The sequence below is a fragment of the Pseudomonas sp. NBRC 111132 genome, assembly GCF_001320565.1.
Taxonomy (GTDB): domain Bacteria; phylum Pseudomonadota; class Gammaproteobacteria; order Pseudomonadales; family Pseudomonadaceae; genus Aquipseudomonas; species Aquipseudomonas putida_P.
The window spans coordinates 55,388-79,083 of record NZ_BCBI01000028.1 but is presented as its reverse complement, the minus strand read 5'-3'; the positions used below and the strand labels follow the sequence as shown (position 1 = coordinate 79,083).

Annotated in this window: 18 protein-coding genes and 1 pseudogene; 15 read left to right on the top strand and 4 right to left on the bottom strand. The window is 62.6% G+C overall.

Features of this window, described 5'->3' with window-relative positions; genetic code table 11:
• The 7 genes from APH35_RS15125 to APH35_RS15095 all read left to right on the top strand — a co-directional run.
• The coding region (locus tag APH35_RS15125) for a membrane dipeptidase (protein ID WP_177335377.1) at window positions 1-495 on the top strand (495 nt) is incomplete at its 5' end.
• Between the two features lie 77 nt (window positions 496-572).
• Window positions 573-1,103 carry a DUF5943 domain-containing protein gene (locus tag APH35_RS15120; RefSeq protein ID WP_008091518.1) on the top strand — a complete coding sequence of 177 codons (531 nt, stop codon included), beginning with the start codon at window positions 573-575 and terminating at the stop codon, window positions 1,101-1,103.
• A 15-nt stretch (window positions 1,104-1,118) separates the two neighbouring features.
• On the top strand, window positions 1,119-3,179 hold the full coding sequence (gene dgcA / locus APH35_RS15115; protein ID WP_012270107.1) for a dimethylglycine demethylation protein DgcA: 2,061 nt from the start codon (window positions 1,119-1,121) through the stop codon (window positions 3,177-3,179).
• 208 nt (window positions 3,180-3,387) lie between these two features.
• On the top strand, window positions 3,388-5,340 hold the full coding sequence (gene dgcB / locus APH35_RS15110) for a dimethylglycine demethylation protein DgcB (protein WP_012270108.1): 1,953 nt from the start codon (window positions 3,388-3,390) through the stop codon (window positions 5,338-5,340).
• Window positions 5,340-6,572: an electron transfer flavoprotein subunit alpha gene (gene etfA / locus APH35_RS15105; protein WP_060515054.1), complete on the top strand. Its 1,233-nt coding sequence runs from the start codon at window positions 5,340-5,342 to the stop codon at window positions 6,570-6,572. The genes dgcB and etfA overlap by 1 nt, the downstream gene beginning before the upstream one ends.
• Window positions 6,573-6,582: 10 nt before the next feature.
• Window positions 6,583-7,353, top strand: a complete 771-nt coding sequence (gene etfB, locus APH35_RS15100; protein ID WP_012270110.1) for an electron transfer flavoprotein subunit beta — start codon at window positions 6,583-6,585, stop codon at window positions 7,351-7,353.
• 875 nt (window positions 7,354-8,228) lie between these two features.
• Window positions 8,229-9,032: an RHS repeat-associated core domain-containing protein gene (locus APH35_RS15095; protein WP_060515053.1), complete on the top strand. Its 804-nt coding sequence runs from the start codon at window positions 8,229-8,231 to the stop codon at window positions 9,030-9,032.
• Window positions 9,033-9,080: 48 nt separating this feature from the next.
• Here the strand turns inward: APH35_RS15095 and gbcA are convergent, their stop codons facing one another.
• Entirely contained in the window at window positions 9,081-10,373 is a 1,293-nt protein-coding gene (gene gbcA / locus APH35_RS15090; protein WP_012270112.1) for a glycine-betaine demethylase subunit GbcA, read from the bottom strand.
• A gap of 295 nt (window positions 10,374-10,668) precedes the next feature.
• Here gbcA and gbcB point away from each other — a divergent pair, with 295 nt between their 5' ends.
• A complete protein-coding gene (gene gbcB / locus APH35_RS15085) occupies window positions 10,669-11,769 on the top strand; it encodes a glycine-betaine demethylase subunit GbcB (RefSeq protein WP_012270113.1) in 1,101 nt (366 codons plus the stop codon).
• Between the two features lie 44 nt (window positions 11,770-11,813).
• Here the strand turns inward: gbcB and APH35_RS29850 are convergent, their stop codons facing one another.
• Window positions 11,814-12,677, bottom strand: coding sequence for a methyl-accepting chemotaxis protein (locus tag APH35_RS29850; RefSeq protein ID WP_406669825.1), 864 nt, complete (start codon window positions 12,675-12,677; stop codon window positions 11,814-11,816).
• Window positions 12,669-13,424 (bottom strand): annotated as a pseudogene (locus tag APH35_RS29845) (MCP four helix bundle domain-containing protein); the annotation flags it as partial. The gene APH35_RS29850 and the pseudogene APH35_RS29845, both read right to left, overlap by 9 nt.
• A gap of 280 nt (window positions 13,425-13,704) precedes the next feature.
• Between APH35_RS29845 and APH35_RS15075 the strand changes: the two are divergent.
• The 3 genes from APH35_RS15075 to mcpH all read left to right on the top strand — a co-directional run bounded on the left by APH35_RS15075 (window position 13,705) and on the right by mcpH (window position 16,377).
• Window positions 13,705-13,935 carry a hypothetical protein gene (locus APH35_RS15075; protein WP_012270115.1) on the top strand — a complete coding sequence of 77 codons (231 nt, stop codon included), beginning with the start codon at window positions 13,705-13,707 and terminating at the stop codon, window positions 13,933-13,935.
• Window positions 13,932-14,234, top strand: a complete 303-nt coding sequence (locus APH35_RS15070; RefSeq protein WP_012270116.1) for a cell division protein ZapA — start codon at window positions 13,932-13,934, stop codon at window positions 14,232-14,234. Before APH35_RS15075 ends, APH35_RS15070 begins: the two co-directional genes overlap by 4 nt.
• Window positions 14,235-14,439: 205 nt before the next feature.
• Entirely contained in the window at window positions 14,440-16,377 is a 1,938-nt protein-coding gene (mcpH, locus tag APH35_RS29840; RefSeq protein ID WP_012270117.1) for a methyl-accepting chemotaxis protein McpH, read from the top strand.
• 53 nt (window positions 16,378-16,430) lie between these two features.
• Here the strand turns inward: mcpH and APH35_RS15060 are convergent, their stop codons facing one another.
• Entirely contained in the window at window positions 16,431-17,471 is a 1,041-nt protein-coding gene (locus tag APH35_RS15060; protein ID WP_012270118.1) for a threonine aldolase family protein, read from the bottom strand.
• Between the two features lie 339 nt (window positions 17,472-17,810).
• Between APH35_RS15060 and APH35_RS15055 the strand changes: the two genes are divergently transcribed.
• From APH35_RS15055 to APH35_RS15040, 4 genes are read left to right on the top strand one after another with little or no spacing between them, the layout of a single operon-like run.
• The gene (locus tag APH35_RS15055) at window positions 17,811-19,064 is read left to right on the top strand and encodes a serine hydroxymethyltransferase (protein WP_003255681.1); all 1,254 of its coding nucleotides are present in this window, start codon (window positions 17,811-17,813) and stop codon (window positions 19,062-19,064) included.
• A gap of 15 nt (window positions 19,065-19,079) precedes the next feature.
• The gene (locus tag APH35_RS15050) at window positions 19,080-20,330 is read left to right on the top strand and encodes a sarcosine oxidase subunit beta family protein (protein WP_003255680.1); all 1,251 of its coding nucleotides are present in this window, start codon (window positions 19,080-19,082) and stop codon (window positions 20,328-20,330) included.
• Window positions 20,331-20,344: 14 nt separating this feature from the next.
• The gene (locus tag APH35_RS15045; protein WP_012270119.1) at window positions 20,345-20,680 is read left to right on the top strand and encodes a sarcosine oxidase subunit delta; all 336 of its coding nucleotides are present in this window, start codon (window positions 20,345-20,347) and stop codon (window positions 20,678-20,680) included.
• Window positions 20,677-23,691, top strand: a complete 3,015-nt coding sequence (locus tag APH35_RS15040) for a sarcosine oxidase subunit alpha (protein ID WP_060494181.1) — start codon at window positions 20,677-20,679, stop codon at window positions 23,689-23,691. Before APH35_RS15045 ends, APH35_RS15040 begins: the two co-directional genes overlap by 4 nt.
• Window positions 23,692-23,696 lie beyond the last annotated feature (5 nt).

Here is a 23,696-nt window from a genome sequence, read left to right as displayed (position 1 = left end):
TCCAAGACGTCCGAAGAAGTCATCCTCGAATCGAAAAAGCCGGTGTGCTACTCGCACTGCCTGCCCTCGGGCCTGAAAGAGCATCCGCGCAACAAGTCGGACGAAGAGCTGAAGTTCATTGCCGACCACGGCGGCTTCGTTGGCGTGACCATGTTCGCGCCGTTCCTGGCCAAAGGCATCGATTCGACCATCGACGACTACGCCGAAGCCATCGAGTACACCATGAACATCGTCGGTGAAGACGCCATCGGTATCGGTACCGACTTCACCCAGGGCCACGGCCAGGACTTCTTCGAGTACCTGACCCACGACAAGGGCTACGCCCGACGCCTGACCAACTTCGGCAAGATCATCAACCCGCTGGGCATCCGTACCGTGGGCGAATTCCCCAACCTCACCGAAACCTTGCTCAAGCGCGGCCACTCCGAGCGCGTGGTGCGCAAGATCATGGGCGAGAACTGGGTCAACGTCCTCAAGGACGTCTGGGGCGAGTAAGCCGCTCTCCAAGCCTGATAGCCCCTGCCAGCAACGCCGGGGCACCCAAATAAAAATTTTTATGGAGTTGAGTTTCCATGGCCAAGATCGCCCCGCAGTTGCCAATCGAAGTCGACAGCGAAACCGGTGTCTGGACCAGCGACGCCTTGCCGATGCTGTATGTGCCGCGCCATTTCTTCGTCAACAACCACATCGGCATCGAGGAAGTGCTGGGCGCTGACGCCTACGCCGAGATCCTCTACAAGGCTGGCTACAAGTCCGCCTGGCACTGGTGCGAAAAAGAGGCCGAATGCCATGGCCTGGAAGGCGTAGCGGTGTTCGAGCACTACATGAAGCGCTTGAGCCAGCGTGGCTGGGGCCTGTTCGAAATCCAGGACATCGACCTGGATAAAGGCACCTGCAGCGTCAAGCTCAAGCATTCGGCGTTCGTGTACGTGTATGGCAAGTGTGGCCGCAAGGTCGACTACATGTTCACCGGCTGGTTCGCCGGCGCGATGGACCAGATTCTCGCTGCCCGCGGCAGCAAGATCCGCACCGTGGCCGAACAGGTCTACGGCGGGTCGGAAGAAGGCCACGAAGATGGCCTGTTCGTAACAAAGCCGTTGTAAGCCGGAGATAGCGTCATGGCATTCGAAGCAATGTTCCAGCCGATTCAGATCGGCAAGCTGACCATCCGCAACCGTGTGCTCAGCACCGCGCACGCCGAGGTCTACGCCACTGACGGCGGCATGACGACCGACCGCTACGTGAAGTACTACGAAGAAAAGGCCAAGGGCGGCATCGGCCTGGCGATCTGCGGCGGTTCGTCCGTCGTCGCCATCGACAGCCCGCAGGAATGGTGGGCGTCGGTCAACCTGTCGACCGACCGCATCATCCCGCACTTCCAGAACCTGGCCGACGCCATGCACAAGCATGGCGCCAAGATCATGATCCAGATTACCCACATGGGCCGTCGCTCGCGCTGGGACGGCTTCAACTGGCCGACCCTGATGTCGCCGTCGGGTATCCGTGAACCCGTGCACCGCGCCACCTGCAAAACCATCGAAGTGGAAGAGATCTGGCGGGTGATCGGCAACTACGCGCAGGCTGCGCGTCGTGCCAAAGAGGGCGGCCTGGACGGTGTGGAACTGTCGGCGGTGCACCAGCACATGATCGACCAGTTCTGGAGCCCGCGGGTCAACAAACGTACCGACGAATGGGGCGGCACCTTCGAAGGCCGCATGAAGTTCGGCCTGGAAGTACTGAAAGCCGTGCGCGCCGAGGTCGGTGACGACTTCTGCGTGGGCATGCGTATTTGTGGCGACGAGTTCCACCCTGACGGCCTCAGCCACGAGGACATGAAGCAGATCGCCGCGTACTACGACAGCACCGGCATGCTCGACTTCATCGGTGTGGTTGGCTCGGGTTGCGACACCCACAACACCCTGGCCAACGTCATCCCCAACATGAGCTACCCGCCGGAGCCGTTCCTGCACCTGGCGGCCGGTATCAAGGAAGTGGTCAAGGTCCCGGTGCTGCATGCGCAGAACATCAAGGACCCGAACCAGGCCACGCGCATCCTCGAAGGCGGCTATGTGGACATGGTCGGCATGACCCGTGCGCACATGGCCGACCCGCACCTGATCGCCAAGATCAAGATGGGCCAGATCGACCAGATCAAACAGTGCGTCGGTGCCAACTACTGCATCGACCGCCAGTACCAGGGCCTGGATGTGCTGTGCATCCAGAACGCCGCGACCTCCCGTGAATACATGGGCGTGCCGCACATCATCGAGAAAACCACCGGCGTCAAACGCAAGGTGGTGGTGGTTGGCGCCGGCCCTGCCGGCATGGAAGCGGCCCGGGTGGCTGCCGAGCGCGGCCACGACGTGACCCTGTTCGAGAAAAAAGACCAGATTGGCGGGCAGATCACCATCGCCGCCAAGGCCCCGCAGCGTGACCAGATTGCCGGTATCACCCGCTGGTACCAGCTGGAGCTGGCGCGCCTGAAAGTGGACCTGCGCCTGGGTACCGCCGCTGATGTGGCCACCATCCAGGACCTGCGCCCGGACGTCATCGTACTGGCGGTAGGCGGGCATTCGTTCCTGGAGCAGAACGAGCACTGGGGCGCTGCCGAAGGCTTGGTGGTCAGCAGCTGGGATGTGCTCGACGGCAAGGTTGCACCGGGCAAGAACGTGCTGGTGTACGACACCATCTGCGAGTTCACCGGCATGTCGGTGGCCGATTTCATCGCCGACAAGGGCAGCCAGGTCGAGATCGTCACCGACGACATCAAGCCGGGCGTGGCCATGGGCGGCACCACTTTCCCGACCTACTACCGCAGCATGTACCCCAAAGAAGTGATCATGACCGGCGACATGATGCTGGAAAAGGTCTACCGCGAAGGCGACAAGCTGGTGGCGGTGCTGGAGAACGAATACACCGGCGCCAAGGAAGAACGCGTGGTCGATCAGGTGGTGGTGGAGAACGGCGTGCGGCCTGATGAGGAGCTGTACTACGCGCTGAAGGATGGCTCACGCAACAAGGGCCAGATCGATGTGGAGGCGCTGTTTGCCATCAAGCCACAGCCGATCCTCAGCCAGCCGGGCGAAGGTTACCTGCTGTATCGCATTGGCGACTGCGTGGCCCAGCGCAACGTGCATGCGGCGATCTACGACGCCTTGCGCCTGTGCAAGGACTTCTGATCGCACCGCCTTTCTAGAGGCGGGACTGGCCCCCTGTGTAGGAGCGGCCTTGTGTTGCGAAAGGGTCGCGTAGCGGCCCCAAGATCGCCATAGCAGCATAGATTTTGGGGCCGCTACGCAGCCCTTTCGCGACACAAGGCCGCTCCTACATGGGGTCCGCGCTGGCCTTCGGGGTGGCGCAAGAATCTAGCTGTTGTGGGAGCCTCCCATGTTGAACACCCTTCTACCCATCCTGCTGTTCGCTGCCCTTGGCCTGGCAGTGCTCGGCGCCCTGCGCCGGGTGCGCATGTGGCGGCGTGGCCGAGCCGCCAAGGTCGACCTGATCGGCGGCCTGCTGGCCATGCCGCGCCGTTACCTGGTGGACCTGCACCACGTGGTCGAGCGCGACAAGTACATGTCCAAGACCCACGTGGCCACGGCGGGCGGCTTCGTGCTGTCGGCGGCCCTGGCGATCCTGGTGCACGGCTTCGGCCTGCAGAGCAAAATCCTCGGCTACGCATTGCTGGTGGCCACGGTGATCATGTTCAGCGGTGCCATCTTTGTCTTCAAACGCCGCCTCAACCCGCCTTCGCGCCTGTCCAAGGGCCCGTGGATGCGCCTGCCGAAAAGCCTGCTGGCGTTTGCCGCGAGCTTCTTCATCGCCACACTGCCGGTCGCTGGCATCCTGCCGGCCAATACCGGCGGCTGGGTGATGGTCGTCGTGCTTGGCCTGGGCGTACTGTGGGGCGTGTCGGAGCTGTTCTTCGGCATGACCTGGGGCGGTCCGATGAAGCACGCCTTCGCCGGTGCCCTGCACCTGGCCTGGCACCGCCGTGCCGAGCGTTTTGGCGGCGGCCGTTCTACCGGCCTCAAGCCACTGGACCTGGAAGACCCGAATGCTCCGCTGGGCGTTGAAAAGCCGGTGGACTTCACCTGGAACCAGCTGCTGGGCTTCGATGCCTGCGTGCAGTGCGGTAAATGTGAGGCCATGTGCCCGGCCTTTGCCGCTGGCCAGCCGCTGAACCCGAAAAAACTCATCCAGGACATGGTCATCGGCCTGGCCGGGGGTACTGACGCCCAGTTCGCCGGCAGCCCGTACCCTGGCAAGCCGATTGGTGAACACGGCGGCAATCCGCACCAGCCGATCGTCAATGGCCTGGTCGACGCCGAAACGCTGTGGTCGTGCACCACCTGCCGTGCCTGCGTCGAGGAATGCCCGATGATGATCGAGCACGTCGATGCCATCGTCGACATGCGCCGCCACCTCACCCTGGAAAAGGGCGCCACCCCGAACAAGGGTGCCGAGGTGCTGGACAACCTGATCGCCACCGACAACCCTGGCGGCTTCGCCCCTGGCGGGCGCATGAACTGGGCCGCTGACCTGAACCTGCAACTGCTGTCGGAGGTGCAATCCACCGAAGTCCTGTTCTGGGTGGGCGATGGTGCCTTCGACATGCGCAACCAGCGCACCCTGCGCTCGTTCGTCAAAGTGCTCAAGGCTTCGGGCGTGGACTTCGCCGTGCTTGGCCTGGAAGAGCGCGACAGCGGTGACGTGGCGCGCCGCCTGGGCGACGAAGCGACCTTCCAGCAACTGGCCAAGCGCAACATCCAGACCCTGGGCAAGTACAAGTTCCAGCGCATCGTCACCTGCGACCCACACAGTTTCCATGTGCTGAAGAACGAATACGGCGCCCTGGGCGGCGACTACCAGGTGCAGCACCACAGCACCTACATCGCCGAACTGATCGCGGCCAAGAAGCTCAACCTCGGCCAGCACAAGGGCGGCAGCGTCACCTACCACGACCCGTGCTACCTGGGCCGCTACAACGGCGAGTACGAAGCCCCGCGCGAAGTGCTCAAGGCGTTGGGTATCGAAGTGCGCGAGATGCAGCGCTCGGGCTTCCGCTCCCGTTGCTGCGGTGGTGGTGGCGGTGCGCCGATCACCGACATCCCTGGCAAGCAGCGTATCCCGGACATGCGCATGGACGACATCCGCGAGACCGAGGCCGAGTTGGTGGCCGTGGGTTGCCCGCAGTGCACCGCCATGCTCGAAGGTGTGGTCGAGCCGCGCCCGCAGATCAAGGACCTGGCCGAGCTGGTGGCCGACGTGCTGATCGAAGAGGACGCGCCCACTGGCCCAAAGCCGCAAACGGCTAAACGTGAACCTGCGGAGGTGCACTGATGAGCGACATTATCCGCCGCGACCCACGCGCCGAGTGGATCGCCCGTAACCGCCTGCACCCGCTGCATGCGGCAATGCAGACACAGCAAACTCGCTGGATGGGGCCCAACGGCATCCTCCGCAAGAACCCCCATGCGATCGCCGCAGGCTTCATTGGCCCTGCCGGCATCAAGCGTATCGACCGCAGCGGCGCCCAGCAGGGCACCGGTGTGGGCGGGCGTCGCACGGCGGCCGCCGAGGTCACGCTGCCACTGCATCAGGTACCGGCACCGGCGTTCTACATCGCCGTGGTACCGGACATGGTCGGTGGCCGCCTGAGCAGCCACGACCGCGACCTGCTTGGCCTGGCCCACAGCCTGGCCGGCAGCGACGGTGCGGTGCTGGCGGTGGTTTTCAACGAGCACAAGGAAAGCAACTTTTCCACAGCCGGGGTCGACCGCCTGCTGGTCATCGAGGGCGAGGCTTTCGAAGGTTATGCACCGGAGCAACTGGTACAAGGCCTGCGGGCTGTGGATAACCAGTTTACCCCGCGCCACTGGCTATTGCCCGACAGCCGCACCGGTGGCGGCGAACTGGGTCGGCGCCTGGGCGCCGCGCTGGGTGAACGCCCGGCGACGCGGGTGTGGCAGGTCAAGGATGGTCAATGCATTGGCCGCGCCGGTGCCGGCCAGCAAGACCTGCAACGCACTGTGCCGCGCCTGATCCTGGCGTCGGCCGAGTGCGCCGAGCCCGTCAGCGAAACCCGCCACGAAGCCTTGCCGGTGGAGTTGTCCACAAGCGTGGCGCGCAGCCTGTCGCGTATCGAAGACCTCGGCTCGGTGGCCGTGGACCCGGCCACCATTGCCATGGCCGAGGCCGAGTTCATTGTCTCGGGTGGTAACGGGGTCAAGGACTGGGACCTGTACCACCAGGCCACCGCTGCCCTCGGTGCTACCGAAGGCGCTTCGCGGGTGGCGGTGGACGACGGGTTCATGCCGCGCAACCGCCAGGTGGGTGCTACCGGTACCTGGGTCACCGCGCGCGTGTACGTGGCTGTGGGTATCTCGGGCGCGATCCAGCACCTGCAGGGTATCGGTGCCTGCGACAAGGTGGTGGCGATCAACATGGACCCGGGCTGCGACATGATCAAACGGGCCGACCTGTCGGTAATTGGCGACAGTTCGGCGATTCTCAAGGCACTGATCGAGGCTGTGGACAACTTCCGCAGCGGCGGCCAGCGCGACGCGGCATAAGGGCACGAGCATGAGTACGAAAGTGATCAGCCTGGTTTCCATCGGTGCCCACCCAAGCTCTGGCCGCGCCCGCCGCGCCGAGCAGGATGCCCGCGCCGTGGAACTGGGTTTGCAACTGGCTGGGGATAACTTGCAGGTGGTGCATGCCGGCGACCCACAGGAAGAGGCGCTGCGCGCCTACCTGGGCATGGGCCTGGACCATCTGGATGTGCTGGAGCAGCCGGCTGGTGCCGATGTGCTCGGCGTGCTGGGGGATTACCTGCGCGATGCCGGGGCACAGCTGGTGCTGACAGGTAGCCAAGCCGAAACGGGTGAAGGATCGGGCATGTTGCCGTTTCTGCTGGCCGAAAAGCTCGGCTGGCCGTTGATCGTGGGGCTGGCCGAGGTGGAGTCGATCGACAATGGCACCGCCCAGGTATTGCAGGCGCTGCCGCGTGGCCAGCGGCGCCGGCTGAAAGTGCGCCTGCCGTTGCTGGCGACTGTGGATAACGCTGCGCCCAAGCCTCGCCAGAGTGCCTTCGGGCCGGCGCGTCGGGGTGTATTGGCGGCGCGTAATGTGGCCATCGTTGACGATGAACTGCTGGCTGAGGCCGAGCTGCAACCGGCGCGCCCGCGGCCCAAGCGGCTGAAGGTGATCAAGGCCAAGAGCGGTGCGGACCGGATGAAGGCGGCAACTGCCAAGGCCAGTGGTGGCGGCGGCAAGGTGCTGAAGGATGTTTCGCCACAGGAAGGCGCCGAGGCCATCCTCAAGCTGCTGGTGGAAGAGGGCGTTCTGCGCTGAAACCTTAAGCGGTCCCCGTGTAGGAGCGGCCTTGTGTCGCGATGGGCTGCGCAGCAGCCCCAGCGATCTTGAACCCGTTTCGAGATTTTGGGGCCGCGTTGCGGCCCATCGCGACACAAGGCCGCTCCTACACGTTTCAAGCCCTCATGGCCAATAGCCCAGTGCCTCGCTCACCCGCTCCCCCTCTGGCGGCTGTGCATAAGTCACTCCTGAAGAATGCCAAAGTAGTGGGCATTACCCATCACATTTCTGGAATTCGGGAAACTGGCAGCGTTATCTTCCTTTTTGCCCACGGAATCTGTTCGCCAATGTGTGGATAAAGTGTTGGCGCATGGCTGGGGGCCTTACGTGACGGTACTTGCAGGGTTTAGATCATAAAATGATCAGCTTTCAACCGGCGTGGTGGATGCTGCCGTTCTGGTTTCCGCCAGATTTTGCCCACAATCGCTGTTAGCGGGTCTGTGGATAATCTGTTCGGTAGCGGCTGGAAGCTCCGCAGATAAAGGCGGTGACTGGATCGATTAAAAAGTAACCAAATCATTCAAGAAGAGGCTATCGTGTTGATTTTGAGGGCTTTGAATCGCTTATCCACACCCGAATTGCAGAGAATGTGTCGGTTGCTCACAAACTCTGTTGGTGCCTCTGTGGACAATGTGTTTGCAGAGGGCTGGGAGCCTTTAAACATGAGGCCTTTAGAAAGTTGGTTAAAAAACAACCAGTACAGCACGGATCGGCATTCTTGATGGCTCAGCCTTTTTGCACAGACGCAGCGATCACTTCTGTGGATAACCAATGTCGTCCACCTGTTATTTTTGCCAGTTTCCAATTGCTCTCCAGGCGATTAGCGTTAATGCAATGACTTGGGAGTGGCGCGTATGTACTTGGTGCACCTGCTGGCGACCGATAGCCTGCGTTCTGTCATGAATGATTCGACTGATGTGCGACGGGCCTATACGGCTTATGGCCTGGTAAACATCCAAGGTGGGCCGATGAGTGCCTTCTGCGGTGAATACAGAGATCCCTTGGCGGGCTATTACCACCTGGGGAATGGGTATCGACAGTTCAATCCGGCGATCATGCGCTTCCATGGTCCGGATGGATTGAGCCCGTTCGGTGAGGGCGGGCTCAATGCGTACATGTATTGTGAGGCTGATCCGGTGAACCGTATTGATCCCAGTGGCAAAGTACCGATATCACTCTTGCAACGCCTACTGACGACGACGCTACATGTTGTCTCACCTACGGCGCTCATCTTTGGCCCTCCACCTAAAGGGGCGCTTGCGGTCAATGCCACCCGCCTAGCATTGATGGGGTCCACCACTACTGTCGCGGGGGCTGGGCTCGGTTTTGCTGGGGTCGCCGTAGCCCCTTATGTTTCTGCAACTGGAACCGGACTGCTGCTTGCGGGTGGGGTTACCCGCATAGCTAAGGCACTTTGGGACAACCGATCGGCGCTCTGGCAGAACATCAAGAATAACTCCAGATCGAATCTCAGAACAATTTTCAAAGGGCGAGTCGAGAAGAAAAAGAACAAGACAACCCCTCTGAACAGCCCGAAAAGGGTGTCGGTACAGGCGGTTTTTATGGTCGAGAATGAATTAACGAGGACGGGCTCAACCGTGAGTGCTTCAATTGCCACTCATACAACGGAGAATGGCGCGAATATCCGGCAAGCGTAGAGAGAAAGGCCAAGCCTGTGACTTATACACAGGCTTGGTTGGCGCACTTTACTGTGCCTGCACTTCTTTCAGATACGCCGCCGGCTCCGCCCCCAGGTTGTTCAGCATCCGCCCGCTGTACCAGTCGATGAAGTTCACCACGCCAAACTCGTAGGTTTTCGAGTACGGCCCTGGCTGGTAAGCCGTGGAGTTGATCCCGCGCTGGTTCTCTTCGGCCAGGCGGCGGTCCTGGTCGTTGGTGGCGTCCCACACCTTGCGCATGCGCTCAGGGTCGTAGTCCACACCTTCCACGGCGTCCTTGTGCACCAGCCATTTGGTGGTGACCATGGTCTCCTGGGCGCTGATCGGCCACACGGTGAACACGATCATGTGGTCGCCCATGCAGTGGTTCCAGGAGTGCGGCAGGTGCAGGATACGCATCGAGCCCAGGTCCGGGTTCTTGATGCGGCCCATCAGCTTCTGGCAGGCCTGCTTGCCGTCCATGGTCATCGACACGGTGCCCTTGAGCAGAGGCATGCGTACGATACGGTTACGCAGGCCGTGGCTCTTGTGCAGGTACGGGATCTTTTCGGCTTCCCAGGCGGCGGCGGAGGCGGCCACGTGGTCCTTGAATTCCTGGCTGGCGCGCGGGTCGTTGGTGTCGTCCCACTCCAGCAGGGTTTGCAGCAGCTCCGGGTGCGAGCCGCTGCAGTGGTAGCACTCGCGGTTGTTTTCCAGCACCAGCTTCCAGTTGGCCTTTTCCATCAAGGTGGTTTGCACCGCCACCTTGGTGTTCTCCATGTCGTACGGTTCCATGTAGTGTTCCAGGGTGGCCAGGAACTCGTCGATGGCGGGTGGGTTTTCCGCCAGGCTGATGAAGATGTAGCCACCAGCGACCTTCACGTTCACAGGCTTCAGACCGTACTGCTTCATGTCGAAGTCGGCGCCCATCTCGGTGCCCGCGAACAGCAGGCGGCCGTCCAGTTCATATGTCCACTGGTGGTAATGGCAGACCAACTTGGCCACTTTGCCTTTGTCGCTGACGCACAAGCGCGAACCGCGGTGCCGGCAGACGTTATGGAAGGCGTGCACCTTACCCTCGGCGCCACGCACCACCAGAATCGGGTTGTTGCCGATCTGCAGCGTGATGTAGTTGCCTTTTGCCGGAATTTCGCAAGTCATGCCGGCGATCAGCCATTCTTTCTGGAAGATCTCCTGCATGTCGATCTGGAACAGACGCTCGTCGGTGTAGAAAGGCTGGGGCAGCGAGTAGGTGCGCTCGCGGGTCTGCAGCATCTCGGCGGTGGCCTTGCGTGCAGGTTCCAGTGGATCGCCCAGGCTCAGGGTTGCGGTGACGTCCATCGTGTATTCCTCGGGGCCGTGTGCGGCCGGCAAAAGGTGGCTAATCGTTGTTGTGGTGCCGCAAGGCTGTCTATCGAAAAACAGCTAGTTGTTTTGCCGTGGAGTGTGCGTCCGAAGGCGCCGCGAACCGTATCCATGGGCGACATGGCCGATTTGAATTACGACGCGCCAGCCCTTGTAGCGCGGGGCTGGTCGCGATAAGCACGCCGATGTCGCTGGCAGGAATGTACGTCGCCCTCAGCTTGCGCATTATCCAAGCCATAAAAAGCCCAATAGTCGGCTGCTGGAGATGAACATGTCCGATACCTTCCTCAATCCGGTCACTACCCAGACCTGGGCCAACGGCCGCCACATCGTGCGCTGCGTCAAGGTCATCCAGGAGACCTGGGACGTGCGCACCTTCTGCTTCATGGCCGACCAGCCGATCATGTTCTTCTTCAAGCCGGGGCAGTTCGTTACCCTGGAGCTGGAGATCGAAGGCAAACCGGTGATGCGTTCCTACACCATTTCCAGTTCGCCGTCGGTGCCCTACAGCTTCTCGATCACCGTCAAGCGTGTGCCGGGCGGCCTGGTGTCCAACTTCCTGCACGACACCATGCACGAAGGCGCCGAGCTGCCGGTGCATGGCCCGGTGGGGTTGTTCAATGCCATCGACTTCCCGGCGGGCAAGGCGCTGTACCTGTCCGGCGGTGTGGGCATTACTCCGGTCATGTCGATGGCGCGCTGGTTCTACGACACCAACGCCAATGTCGACATGGTGTTCGTGCACAGCGCCCGCTCACCCAAGGACATCATCTACCACCGCGAGCTGGAACAGATGGCCTCGCGCATCCCCAACTTCAGCCTGCACATCATTTGCGAGAAGCACGGCCTGGGCGAGCCATGGGCGGGTTATCGCGGTTACCTGAACCAGCGGCTGATGGAACTGATTGCACCGGACTACATGGAACGCGTGGTGTTCTGCTGCGGCCCGACGCCTTACATGACGGCGGTAAAGCGCATGCTCGAAGCGGTCGGCTTCGACATGAAGAACTACCACGAGGAATCGTTCGGTGCCACGCCGGCCGAGGCCAAGGCCGATGCGGTCGAGCATGCCGAGCAGGCAGCCGAAGCGCCGGAGCTGGATGTGTCCGACCTTAACCTGGTGGAGTTCATCGGCAGCGAGAAGAGCATTCGCATTGCCCCAGGCGAGACCGTGCATGCGGCGGCGGCCAAGGTTGGCCTGATGATCCCGAAAGCCTGCGGCATGGGCATTTGCGGCACTTGCAAGGTGCTCAAGCTGGGCGGCGAAGTGGAAATGGAGCACAACGGCGGCATTACCGAGGAGGACGAAGCCGAGGGCTACATCCTGTCGTGCTGCAGTGTGCCGAAAGGGGATGTGCGGATCGATTACTGACCCGATAGTACCTGGGGCCGCAAAGCGCCCCCAGGTACTTCAGGTCAGGTACGGAACCGTGCCACCAACCCATTCAGGTCCACGGCCAGGCGCGACAATTCAGCACTCGCCGCACTGGTCTGATGCGCCCCGGTGGCACTCTGCACCGACAGGTCGTTGATGTTCACCAGGTTGCGGTCCACTTCCCGCGCCACCTGCGCCTGTTCCTCCGCCGCGCTGGCAATCACCAGGTTACGCTCGTTGATCTGCGCCACCGCGCCGGCAATGGTGTCCAGTGCCATGCCCGCGCCACGGGCGATGTTCAGGGTGGATTCGGCACGCTCGGTGCTGGTGCGCATCGACTCCACAGCTTCCTCCGTGCCCCCTTGAATACTGCCGATCATCCGCTCGATTTCGCTGGTCGACTGCTGGGTGCGGTGGGCCAATGCCCGAACTTCATCCGCCACAACGGCAAAACCACGGCCCGCTTCGCCAGCACGTGCGGCCTCGATGGCGGCGTTCAGCGCCAGCAGGTTGGTTTGGTCGGCCAGGCCACGGATCACGTCGAGGACCTTGCCAATGTCGCGCGACTGCTCGGCCAGGTGAGTGATCAATTTGGCAGTGGCCTGCACATCGCCGCTCATGCGCTCGATGGCGCCCACGGTCTCCATCACCAGGTCACGGCCGTCGCCGGTGGAGCGGCTGGCTTCACTGGAGGCTTCCGAAGTGCTCACGGCATTGCGCGCTACTTCCTCCACAGCGCTGGTCATTTCGGTCACGGCCGTGGCGGCCTGTTCAATCTCGTTGTTCTGCTGTTGCAGGCCGCGGGCGCTTTCGTCGGTGACGGCGTTCAGCTCTTCGGCCGCCGAGGCCAGCTGGGTGGCGGAGCCAGCGATCTGTTGCAGGGTGTCGCGCAACTTGTCCTGCATGCGGGCCATGGCGCGCAGCAGGCGAGCGGCTTCGTCGGTGCCTTCGGCACGGATGATGTGGGTCAGGTCACCGTCGGCGACCTGTTCGGCGCTTTTGAGCGCATCTTCGATCGGTTTGACGATGCTGCGGGTCAGCAGGAAGGCGCAGGCGAACGTCAGGACGGTGGCGGCAACCAGCAGGCCGATCACCAGGGCGAAAGCAGCGGCGTACTGGCTGGCGGCCTTGTCATTGGTGGCGCGGGTCTGGTCGGTGTTGATGCGTACCAGGGTGTCCATGACCTTGTTGATCTGCTCTGAGTTGGCCAGCAAATCGCGGTTGAGCAGGTCGCGCAATTCGTCCAGGCGGTCGGCCTGGCTCAGTGTGCGCATGCGCGCTTCCAACTGGCGGTATTGGTTGAGCAACAGGCCGTACTGGTCGAACGCGGCCTGTTCGTCGGCGGCACCGATCATCGGCAGGTAAGCCTGGCGCGCGCGGTCGATCTGGCTGTTGCGCTGGTCCAGCAGGTTGAGGGTATCGCGTTGGGTTTCCGGTTCGCGGTTGAGCAGCAGGCGGTAGGAAAGCGTGCGCATGCGCAGGTTCAGCGCGGTGAGTTCGTCGAGGATCTTGATGCTGGGCACACTGACTTGCTCGATGGCAACGCCAGCCTGGCGGATGTTGCCCATCTGCACCAGGGAGAAGATACCAAGGCCGAGCATCAGCAGGCCGATAAGCGCGAAGCCGAGCAGCGCGCGCGGGGCGATATTCATGTTGCGTAGGGACATGGAGAGGAGGATCCAGGCAAGGGGGAAAGTGCGACAAAACATGACTTGCCGGGCTATCGGTCGTGACCGGCCAGTCTTGAGTGCGACCGGCAAAAATTGTGAGGTAGCTAACCTTTTCCTGACCGGCGGTTGACTCAGGTCGGAACAAGGGGGCGGTTACCCTGTCAATCTGCGGGTTCGACACCTTATGAATCCGATATTTAATGGCGATGGGCGGCACTTTTCTTTATCGTGTGCGCCCCTCGCAACAACCTGAGATAGACCCATGCTGGAAGCTTCCCTGAATCAAATCGAGCAACTGGTCAGCGACCTGATGCAGAAAAACGCTCAACTCACCGAGCAGAACACCGCCCTCGGCCAGGAACTGGCCCAGGCCAAGGAAGAGAACGAAACCCTGCAGCTGTCGCTGATGGAGCAGGAAGAGAAGAACGGCGCTACCGCAGCGCGCATCCAGGCCCTGGTCGAGCGCGCCAGCGCGGGCGTTGTCGGCGCATGAGACTGCAAGAGCAGCCGATCAATGTGGTGTCGATTCTCGGCATCGACTATTCGATCAAGGCGCCCGAAGGTCAGGAAGAAACCCTGGCCCAGGCGGTACGGATGCTCAACACTGCCCTGAACGAAACCAAGCGTCAGTACCCGACCCTGATCGGCGACAAGCTGTTGGTGCTGGCTGCCCTCAACCTGTGCTCCAAGCAGGTTGAGCTGCAGAAAGAGCATCAGCAGACCCTAGCGCGTACCCAGGCGCAGATCGACGCCACGGTGGACGCCATCGTGCGGACCATTGCAGAGTCCTGATCGATAGCTGGGGGCGCTTCGCGCCCCTTTCGCGACACAAGGCCGCTCCTACAACAGTTATACGTTTCCCTGTAGGAGCGGCCGTGTGTCGCGATGGGCTGCACAGCAGCCCCAAAGGCCCAACTCATTGTTCCAGGTCACTGGATTAACTGGATACGCAAGTGTATACACTTTCCGCAAAACAATAATGTGCGGGGAGTAGGGCATGCGTATCTGGCGTAAGAGCATCCAGTGGCAATTGATCACCAGCATGGGCGCCGCCTTGCTGGCGAGCATCCTGGTCGTGGTCGTCATCTTCACCGTGGCGCTCAACCGCCTCACCGAGCGCTACCTGGTCGACACTGCCTTGCCAGCCAGTATCGAAGCCATCCGCAACGACATCGAACGCATGCTCGGCCAGCCTTTGGTGGCAGCGGCAGACATCGCCGGCAACACCTTGCTGCGTGACTGGCTGGCGGCTGGTGAAGAGCCCGCCCAGGCAGCGCAATTCACCGAATACCTGACCGCCGCCAAGCAGCGCAACCAGGCCTTCACTGCCCTGTTCGCGGCGACTGAAACCGGCCACTACTACAACGAGAACGGCCTGGACCGCACCCTCAGCCGCAGCAACCCCAAGGACAAGTGGTTCTACGGCTACATCGATAGCGGCGCCGAGCGGTTGATCAACATCGACATCGATGGTGCCACCGGCGAGCTGGCGCTGTTCATCGATTACCGCGTGGAAAAAAATGGCCAGCTGGTCGGCGTGGCCGGCATGGGCCTGCGCATGACCGAGCTGTCGAAGCTGATCCACGATTTCAGTTTCGGCGAACACGGCAAAGTGTTTCTGGTGCGCAACGATGGCCTGATCCAGGTGCATCCAGACGCAGCCTTCAGTGGTAAACGCCAGCTCACCGAGCAGCTTGGGGCGGACGCAGCCAAGGGTGTCATGACCGGAGGCGAGGGGCTGCGCAGCCGCCGCTTCAGCCGTGACGGCGAAAGCTACCTGGCGCTTGGTTTGCCACTGCGCGACCTTAACTGGACCCTGGTGGCCGAAGTGCCAGAGTCGGAAATCTATGCACAAATGCATCAGGCCGTCTGGTTGACCAGCCTGATCGGTGGCGCCGTGGCCCTGCTGTCACTGCTGCTGGTGGTGCTGTTGGCGCGTGGCCTGGTACGGCCGATCCGCCGCGTCACCGGCGCGTTGGTGCAGATTGGCAGCGGCGCAGGAGACCTCAGCCACCGCCTGGATGATTCGCGCCAGGATGAGTTGGGCGATCTGGCCCGGGGGTTCAACCGCTTTCTCGACAGCCAGCGCAGCCTTATCGGTGAGGTGTTGAGCACCTCCGAGCGGCTGCACCGGGCCGTAGAGCAGGTAACTCAGGTGGTGGACAACACGGCCGAGCGCTCGGGGCGGCAGCAAGAGATGACCGAAATGGTCGCTACTGCCGTGCACGAGATGGGCCTGACCGTGCAGGACATCGCCCGCAATGCCGGCGATGCGGCGCAAGCCTCGCAGTCGGCGCGGGACGAGGCGTTGCAGGCGCGCGAGGTGGTGCAACGCTCGATTCGGGGTATCGAGGGCATGTCGGGCGACATCGGCAAGGCTGCCGATGCAGTCACTCAGTTGGCCGACGAAGTCGCCTCGATCGATGAAGTTCTAGCGGTTATCCGTAGTATTTCCGAGCAGACCAATTTGCTGGCACTTAACGCGGCTATCGAGGCTGCGCGGGCAGGGGAAATGGGGCGCGGTTTTGCCGTGGTGGCCGATGAGGTGCGCACGCTGGCCCGGCGCACACAGCTGTCCACCGACGAAGTGCAGCAGATGATCCAGCGCCTGAAGCAGGGCGCGGGGTCGGCGGTGAGTTCGATGCAGGCGGGGCAGCAGGCGACTGGCAGTGGTGTGGAGTCGAGCCAGCGCACCGGGGCGTCGCTGGGCGCGATTACCGACCAGGTGGAGCACATCAGTGATATGAACCATCAGGTGGCCACGGCGACGGAAGAGCAGTCGGCAGTGACCGAGGAAATCAACCGGACGGTGCAGGGGATTTCCGACCTGGCGCGGGAAACGGCGGCGGAGGTGCAAGGGTGTCGCGAGGAGTGCCAGGCGTTGCGTGGGTTGGCTGATGATCTGGCGCGGCAGATGGGTGGGTTCAGGCTTTAGATTGCTGGGGCCGCTTTGCGGCCCTTGGAGGGCAAAGCCCTCCCAGCATGCTTTCAGGCGGTAATGATGCTACGGATATCCGCCGCAAGCTCGCGCACGCGCGCTTCCTCGGTATCCCACGAACACATGAAGCGCGCCCCGCCGCTACCAATGAAGGTATAGAACCGCCACCCCTTGCCCCGCAGCGCTTCGATCGCATGCTCCGGCATCTGCAGGAACACCCCGTTGGCCTCCACCGGGAACATCAGCTCCACCGCTGGCAAGTCACTCACCAGCGAGGCCAGCAGCTGCGCGCAATGGTTGGCGTGGTTGCCATGGCGCAACCAGGCGCCATCTTCCAGCAGGCCCACCCAGGGGGCCGACAAAAAGCGCATTTTCGACGCCAGTTGCCCGGCTTGCTTGCAGCGGTAGTCGAAGTCTTCGGCCAGCTGGCGGTTGAAGAACAGGATCGCCTCACCCACCGCCATGCCGTTCTTGGTGCCGCCAAAGCACAGCACATCGACGCCGGCCTTCCAGGTCAGCTCGGCCGGGCTGCAGCCCAGGAACGCGCAGGCATTGGTAAAGCGCGCGCCGTCCATGTGCAGGTTCAGGCCCAGCTCCTTGCAGGTGGCGCTGATCGCCTTCAGCTCGTCGGGGCGGTACACCGTGCCCACTTCAGTGGCCTGGGTAATGGTCACCACGCGGGGCTTGGGGTAGTGGATGTCTTGGCGCTTGAGCGCCACTTCGCGGATCGACTGCGGCGTCAGCTTGCCGTTGACGCTGGCCGCCGTCAGCAGTTTGGAGCCGTTGGAGAAGAACTCCGGCGCGCCGCATTCATCGGTTTCGACGTGGGCGGTCTCGGAGCAGATCACGCTGTGGTAGCTCTGGCACAGCGAGGCCAGGGCCAGGGAGTTGGCGGCAGTTCCGTTGAAGGCGAAGAACACCTCGCAGTCGGTTTCGAACAGGTTGCGGAAGTATTCCGAGGCGCGCTCGGTCCACTGATCGTCGCCATAGGCGCGGTCGTGGCCGTGGTTGGCCTTCTCCATCGCTGCCCAGGCTTCGGGGCAGATACCGGAATAGTTGTCGCTGGCGAATTGTTGGCTCTTATCTGTCATGACACGGTCCTGTGAACGACGCAGAACAGCACTCTAAACCATCGATTCAGCGGTTGCCTATACAAGCTGTGCATTGGCGGATTTCTGGGTTATCTGTGCTGGCCTCTTCGCGGGTAAACCCGCTCCCACAGGGATACCACAAGCCTTCAGAGCACCACCGTACCTGTGGGAGCGGATTCACCCGCGAAAGGGCCGGCACAAACGGCACAACAACGAATGTCGTAAACGCGCCATTGCAAGGCGTGCGCAGGCATCTGACCCGACCCCGCCAGTCATACCATCGCCACAAAGGGCCACAGTGCCTTACGACAAAAAACGATCGCTGCCGGGAGATACACGATGTTCAGCAAGCAAGACCAGATCCAGGGTTACGACGACGCACTGCTGGCGGCGATGAATGCCGAAGAACAGCGCCAGGAAGATCACATCGAGCTGATCGCCTCGGAGAACTACACCAGCAAGCGCGTCATGCAGGCCCAAGGCAGCGGCCTCACCAACAAATACGCCGAAGGCTACCCGGGCAAGCGCTACTACGGTGGCTGCGAGCACGTGGACAAGGTAGAAGCCCTGGCCATCGAGCGCGCCAAGCAGCTGTTCGGTGCCGACTACGCCAACGTCCAGCCGCACTCCGGCTCGTCGGCCAACGGCGCGGTCTACCTGGCCCTGCTGCAGGCCGGTGACACCATCCTCGGCATGAGCCTGGCCCACGGCGGCCACCTGACCCACGGCGCCAAAGTGTCGTCCTCGGGCAAGCTGTACAACGCTGTGCAATACGGCATCGACACCAACACCGGCCTGATCGACTACGACGAAGTCGAGCGCCTGGCGGTCGAGCACAAGCCGAAAATGATCGTTGCCGGTTTCTCGGCTTACTCCAAGACCCTCGACTTCCCTCGCTTCCGCGCCATCGCCGACAAGGTCGGTGCGCTGCTGTTCGTCGACATGGCCCACGTTGCCGGCCTGGTTGCCGCTGGCCTGTACCCGAACCCGATCCCGTTCGCCGACGTGGTCACCACCACCACCCACAAGACCCTGCGTGGCCCGCGTGGTGGCCTGATCCTGGCGAAGTCCAACGAAGAGATCGAGAAGAAGCTCAACGCCGCTGTATTCCCAGGCGCCCAGGGCGGCCCGTTGATGCACGTCATCGCCGCCAAGGCCGTGTGCTTCAAGGAAGCGCTGGAGCCAGGCTTCAAGGCCTACCAGCAGCAAGTGATCGAAAACGCCCAGGCCATGGCCCAGGTGTTCATCGACCGTGGCTACGACGTGGTGTCTGGTGGCACCGACAACCACCTGTTCCTGGTCAGCCTGATCCGTCAGGGCCTTACCGGTAAAGATGCCGACGCCGCCCTGGGCCGCGCGCACATCACCGTCAACAAGAACGCCGTGCCGAACGACCCGCAGTCGCCGTTCGTCACCTCGGGCCTGCGCATCGGCACCCCGGCCGTCACCACCCGTGGCTTCAAGGTCGCCCAGTGCGTGGCCCTGGCCGGCTGGATCTGCGACATCCTCGACAACCTCGGTGACGCAGACGTCGAAGCCGATGTGGCGAAGAACGTCGCGGCGCTGTGCGCAGATTTCCCTGTTTACCGCTGAGTGGAGTCACACACCATGCAACGTTACTCGGGCTTCGGCCTTTTCAAGCACTCCCTCAGCCACCACGAGAACTGGCAGCGCATGTGGCGCACGCCAACCCCTAAAAAGGTGTACGACGTGGTCATCGTCGGCGGTGGCGGCCATGGCTTGGCCACGGCCTACTACCTGGCCAAAGAGCACGGCATCACCAACGTCGCCGTGATCGAGAAGGGTTACCTGGGCGGCGGCAACACCGCCCGTAACACCACCATCGTGCGTTCCAACTACCTGTGGGACGAGTCGGCCCACCTGTACGAGCACGCCATGAAGCTGTGGGAGGGTCTGTCCCAGGACCTCAACTACAACGTGATGTTCTCCCAGCGCGGCGTCTACAACCTGTGCCACACCTTGCAGGACATGCGTGACTCCGAGCGCCGTGTCAGCGCCAACCGCCTGAACGGCGTGGATGGCGAGCTGCTGAACACCGCCCAGGTCGCGGCCGAAATCCCGTACCTGGACTGCTCGAAGAACACCCGTTACCCGATCCTTGGCGCAACCGTGCAGCGCCGTGGCGGCGTGGCCCGTCACGATGCCGTGGCCTGGGGCTTCGCCCGTGCTGCCGACGCCCTGGGCGTTGACCTGATCCAGCAAACCGAAGTGATCGGCTTCCGCAAGGAAAACGGCGCGGTCATCGGCGTGGAAACCAACAAAGGCTTCATCGGCGCCAAGCGCGTCGGCGTAGTCACCGCTGGTAACTCCGGGCACATGGCCAAGCTGGCCGGCTTCCGCCTGCCGCTGGAATCGCACCCGCTGCAAGCGCTGGTATCCGAGCCGATCAAGCCGATCATCGACAGCGTGATCATGTCCAACGCCGTACACGGCTACATCAGCCAGTCCGACAAGGGCGACCTGGTGATCGGTGCCGGTATCGACGGCTGGGTCGGCTACGGCCAGCGCGGTTCGTACCCGGTGATCGAGCACACCCTGCAGGCCATCGTCGAAATGTTCCCCAACCTCTCGCGCGTGCGCATGAACCGCCAGTGGGGCGGCATCGTCGACACCTCGCCGGACGCCTGCCCGATCATCACCAAGACCCCGGTCAAGAACATGTTCTTCAACTGCGGTTGGGGCACTGGCGGCTTCAAGGCGACCCCGGGTTCGGGCAACGTCTTCGCCGCGAGCCTGGCCAAGGGCGAAATGCACCCATTGGCCGCGCCGTTCTCCATGGACCGTTTCTACAACGGCGCACTGATCGACGAACACGGCGCCGCCGCCGTCGCCCACTAACCGGAGACACCGTCATGTTGCATATTTTTTGTCCCCACTGCGGCGAGCTGCGCTCCGAAGAAGAGTTCCACGCCTCTGGCCAGGCGCACATCGCCCGCCCGCTGGACCCTAACGCCTGCTCCGACGAGGAGTGGGGTACCTACATGTTCTACCGTGACAACCCGCGCGGTATTCACCATGAACTGTGGGACCACGTTGCCGGCTGCCGCCAGTACTTCAACGTCACTCGCGACACCGTGACCTACGAAATTCTGGAAACCTACAAGATTGGCGAGAAGCCGCAAGTGACCGCCAATGGTAAAGCGGCGAACGCACCGTCGACCGTCAAAGGCCAAGGGGAAAAAGTATGAGCCAGACCTATCGCCTCGCCAGCGGCGGCCGTATCGACCGCAGCAAGGTCCTGAACTTCACCTTCAACGGCAAGACCTACCAGGGTTATGCCGGCGACAGCCTGGCCGCCGCGTTGCTGGCCAACGGTGTCGACATCGTTGGCCGCAGCTTCAAGTACTCGCGCCCACGCGGCATCATCGCCGCCGGCACCGAAGAGCCGAACGCCATCCTGCAGATCGGCTCCAGCGAAGCCACCCAGATCCCTAACGTGCGTGCCACCCAGCAGGCGCTGTACGCAGGCCTGGTCGCCACCAGCACCAACGGCTGGCCGAACGTCAACAACGACGTCATGGGCATCCTCGGCAAGGTAGGCGGCAGCATGATGCCGCCGGGCTTCTACTACAAAACCTTCATGTACCCGAAATCGTTCTGGATGACGTACGAGAAGTACATCCGTAAGGCCGCAGGCCTTGGCCGTGCGCCGCTGCAGAACGACCCGGACAGCTACGACTACATGAACCAGCACTGCGACGTGCTGATCGTCGGCGCCGGCCCTGCTGGCCTGGCCGCCGCACTGGCCGCTGCGCGCAGCGGTGCCCGCGTGATCCTGGCCGACGAGCAGGAAGAGTTCGGCGGTAGCCTGCTCGACACCCGCGAAACCCTTGACGGCAAGCCTGCCGCCGACTGGGTCAACGCCGTGGTCAAAGAGTTGGAAGGCCTGCCGGAAGTAACCCTGCTGCCACGTGCCACGGTCAACGGCTACCACGACCATAACTTCCTGACCATTCACGAGCGCCTCACCGACCACCTCGGCGACCGCGCCCCGATCGGCCAGGTTCGCCACCGCGTGCACCGTGTGCGTGCCAAGCGTGTGGTACTGGCGCCTGGCGCCCATGAGCGCCCGTTGGTGTATGGCAACAACGACGTGCCGGGCAACATGCTGGCCGGTGCCGTGTCCACCTACGTTCGCCGCTACGGTGTGGCCCCTGGCCGCAAGCTGGTGCTGTCGACCAACAACGACCATGCCTACCGCGCCGCGCTGGACTGGCACGACGCCGGCCTGCAGGTGGTCGCCATCGCTGATGCCCGCCACAACCCACGTGGCTCGCTGGTTGAAGAGGCCCGTGCAAAAGGCATTCGCATCCTCACTTCCAGCGCCGTGGTCGAGGCCAAAGGCAGCAAGCACGTCACCGGCGCCCGCGTGGCGGCCATCGATGTGCAGGCGCACAAAGTCACCAGCCCAGGCGAAACCCTCGAGTGTGACCTGATCGCGTCCTCGGGCGGTTACAGCCCGATCGTCCACCTCGCCTCGCACTTGGGCGGTCGCCCGGTATGGCGTGACGACATTCTCGGCTTCGTGCCGGGCGATGCACCGCAGAAACGCGAATGCGTCGGGGGCATCAACGGTGTCTACGCCCTTGGCGATGTGATTGCCGATGGTTTCGAAGGCGGTGTGCGCGCAGCTACCGAAGCGGGCTTCAAGGCAACCGTTGGCACCCTGCCAAAAACCGTAGCGCGCAAGGAAGAGGCCACCGTGGCATTGTTCCAGGTGCCGCACGACAAAGGCACCAAAGGGCCGAAGCAGTTCGTCGACCAGCAGAACGACGTGACTGCAGCGGGTATCGAGCTGGCCACCCGTGAAGGCTTCGAGTCGGTCGAGCACGTCAAGCGCTACACCGCGCTGGGCTTCGGTACCGACCAGGGCAAACTGGGCAACATCAACGGCCTGGCCATCGCCGCCCGTTCGATCGGCATCACCATCCCGGAAATGGGCACCACCATGTTCCGCCCCAACTACACGCCGGTCACCTTCGGCGCGGTAGCGGGCCGTCACTGTGGTCACCTGTTCGAGCCCGTGCGCTTCACTGCCTTGCATGCCTGGCACGTGAAGAACGGCGCCGAGTTCGAAGACGTCGGCCAGTGGAAGCGCCCGTGGTACTTCCCGAAAGCCGGCGAAGACATCCATGCCGCCGTGGCCCGTGAATGCAAGGCCGTACGCGACAGCGTGGGCCTGCTGGACGCCTCGACCCTGGGCAAGATCGACATCCAGGGCCCGGACGCCCGTGAGTTCCTCAACCGCATCTACACCAACGCCTGGACCAAGCTCGACGTGGGCAAGGCCCGCTACGGCCTGATGTGCAAGGAAGACGGTATGGTCTTCGACGACGGCGTAACCGCCTGCGTCGGCGACAACCACTTCATCATGACCACCACCACCGGCGGCGCCGCGCGCGTGCTGCAGTGGATGGAGCTGTACCACCAGACTGAATGGCCGGAGCTGAAGGTGTACTTCACCTCGGTCACCGACCACTGGGCCACCATGACCCTGTCCGGCCCCAACAGCCGCAAGCTGCTGAGCGAGCTGACCGACATCGACATGGACAAGGAAGCCTTCCCGTTCATGACCTGGAAGGAAGGCAACGTTGGCGGCGTACCGGCCCGTGTGTTCCGTATCTCGTTCACCGGCGAGCTGTCGTACGAAGTCAACGTGCAGGCCAACTACGCCATGGGCGTGCTGGAACAGATCATCGAGGCCGGCAAGAAGTACAACCTGACCCCGTATGGCACCGAGACCATGCACGTACTGCGTGCCGAGAAGGGCTTCATCATCGTTGGCCAGGACACCGACGGTTCGATGAACCCGGACGACCTGAACATGAGCTGGTGCGTTGGCCGCAACAAACCGTTCTCGTGGATCGGCCTGCGTGGCATGAACCGCGAAGACTGCGTGCGTGAGAACCGCAAGCAGCTGGTAGGCCTGAAGCCGGTCGACCCGACCAAGTGGCTGCCGGAAGGCGCTCAGTTGGTATTCGACCCGAAACAGCCGATCCCGATGGACATGGTTGGCCACGTCACCTCCAGCTATGCCTCCAACTCCCTGGGCTACTCGTTTGCCATGGGTGTGGTCAAAGGCGGCCTCAAGCGCATGGGCGAGCGAGTCTACTCGCCGCAGGCGGATGGCAGCGTGATCGAGGCGGAGATCGTGTCTTCGGTGTTCTTCGATCCGAAGGGTGAGCGGCAGAACGTCTAAAGGCC

Excerpts from the sequence above, each read along its gene's own strand:
- APH35_RS15120 (WP_008091518.1), top strand. The coding sequence starts at position 573 with ATGGCCAAGATCGCCCCGCAGTTGCCAATCGAAGTCGACAGCGAAACC.
- dgcA (WP_012270107.1), top strand. The coding sequence starts at position 1,119 with ATGGCATTCGAAGCAATGTTCCAGCCGATTCAGATCGGCAAGCTGACC.
- dgcB (WP_012270108.1), top strand. The coding sequence starts at position 3,388 with ATGTTGAACACCCTTCTACCCATCCTGCTGTTCGCTGCCCTTGGCCTG.
- etfA (WP_060515054.1), top strand. The coding sequence starts at position 5,340 with ATGAGCGACATTATCCGCCGCGACCCACGCGCCGAGTGGATCGCCCGT.
- etfB (WP_012270110.1), top strand. The coding sequence starts at position 6,583 with ATGAGTACGAAAGTGATCAGCCTGGTTTCCATCGGTGCCCACCCAAGC.
- APH35_RS15095 (WP_060515053.1), top strand. The coding sequence starts at position 8,229 with ATGTACTTGGTGCACCTGCTGGCGACCGATAGCCTGCGTTCTGTCATG.
- gbcA (WP_012270112.1), bottom strand. The coding sequence starts at position 10,373 with ATGGACGTCACCGCAACCCTGAGCCTGGGCGATCCACTGGAACCTGCA.
- gbcB (WP_012270113.1), top strand. The coding sequence starts at position 10,669 with ATGTCCGATACCTTCCTCAATCCGGTCACTACCCAGACCTGGGCCAAC.
- APH35_RS29850 (WP_406669825.1), bottom strand. The coding sequence starts at position 12,677 with ATGCAGGACAAGTTGCGCGACACCCTGCAACAGATCGCTGGCTCCGCC.
- APH35_RS15075 (WP_012270115.1), top strand. The coding sequence starts at position 13,705 with ATGCTGGAAGCTTCCCTGAATCAAATCGAGCAACTGGTCAGCGACCTG.
- APH35_RS15070 (WP_012270116.1), top strand. The coding sequence starts at position 13,932 with ATGAGACTGCAAGAGCAGCCGATCAATGTGGTGTCGATTCTCGGCATC.
- mcpH (WP_012270117.1), top strand. The coding sequence starts at position 14,440 with ATGCGTATCTGGCGTAAGAGCATCCAGTGGCAATTGATCACCAGCATG.
- APH35_RS15060 (WP_012270118.1), bottom strand. The coding sequence starts at position 17,471 with ATGACAGATAAGAGCCAACAATTCGCCAGCGACAACTATTCCGGTATC.
- APH35_RS15055 (WP_003255681.1), top strand. The coding sequence starts at position 17,811 with ATGTTCAGCAAGCAAGACCAGATCCAGGGTTACGACGACGCACTGCTG.
- APH35_RS15050 (WP_003255680.1), top strand. The coding sequence starts at position 19,080 with ATGCAACGTTACTCGGGCTTCGGCCTTTTCAAGCACTCCCTCAGCCAC.
- APH35_RS15045 (WP_012270119.1), top strand. The coding sequence starts at position 20,345 with ATGTTGCATATTTTTTGTCCCCACTGCGGCGAGCTGCGCTCCGAAGAA.
- APH35_RS15040 (WP_060494181.1), top strand. The coding sequence starts at position 20,677 with ATGAGCCAGACCTATCGCCTCGCCAGCGGCGGCCGTATCGACCGCAGC.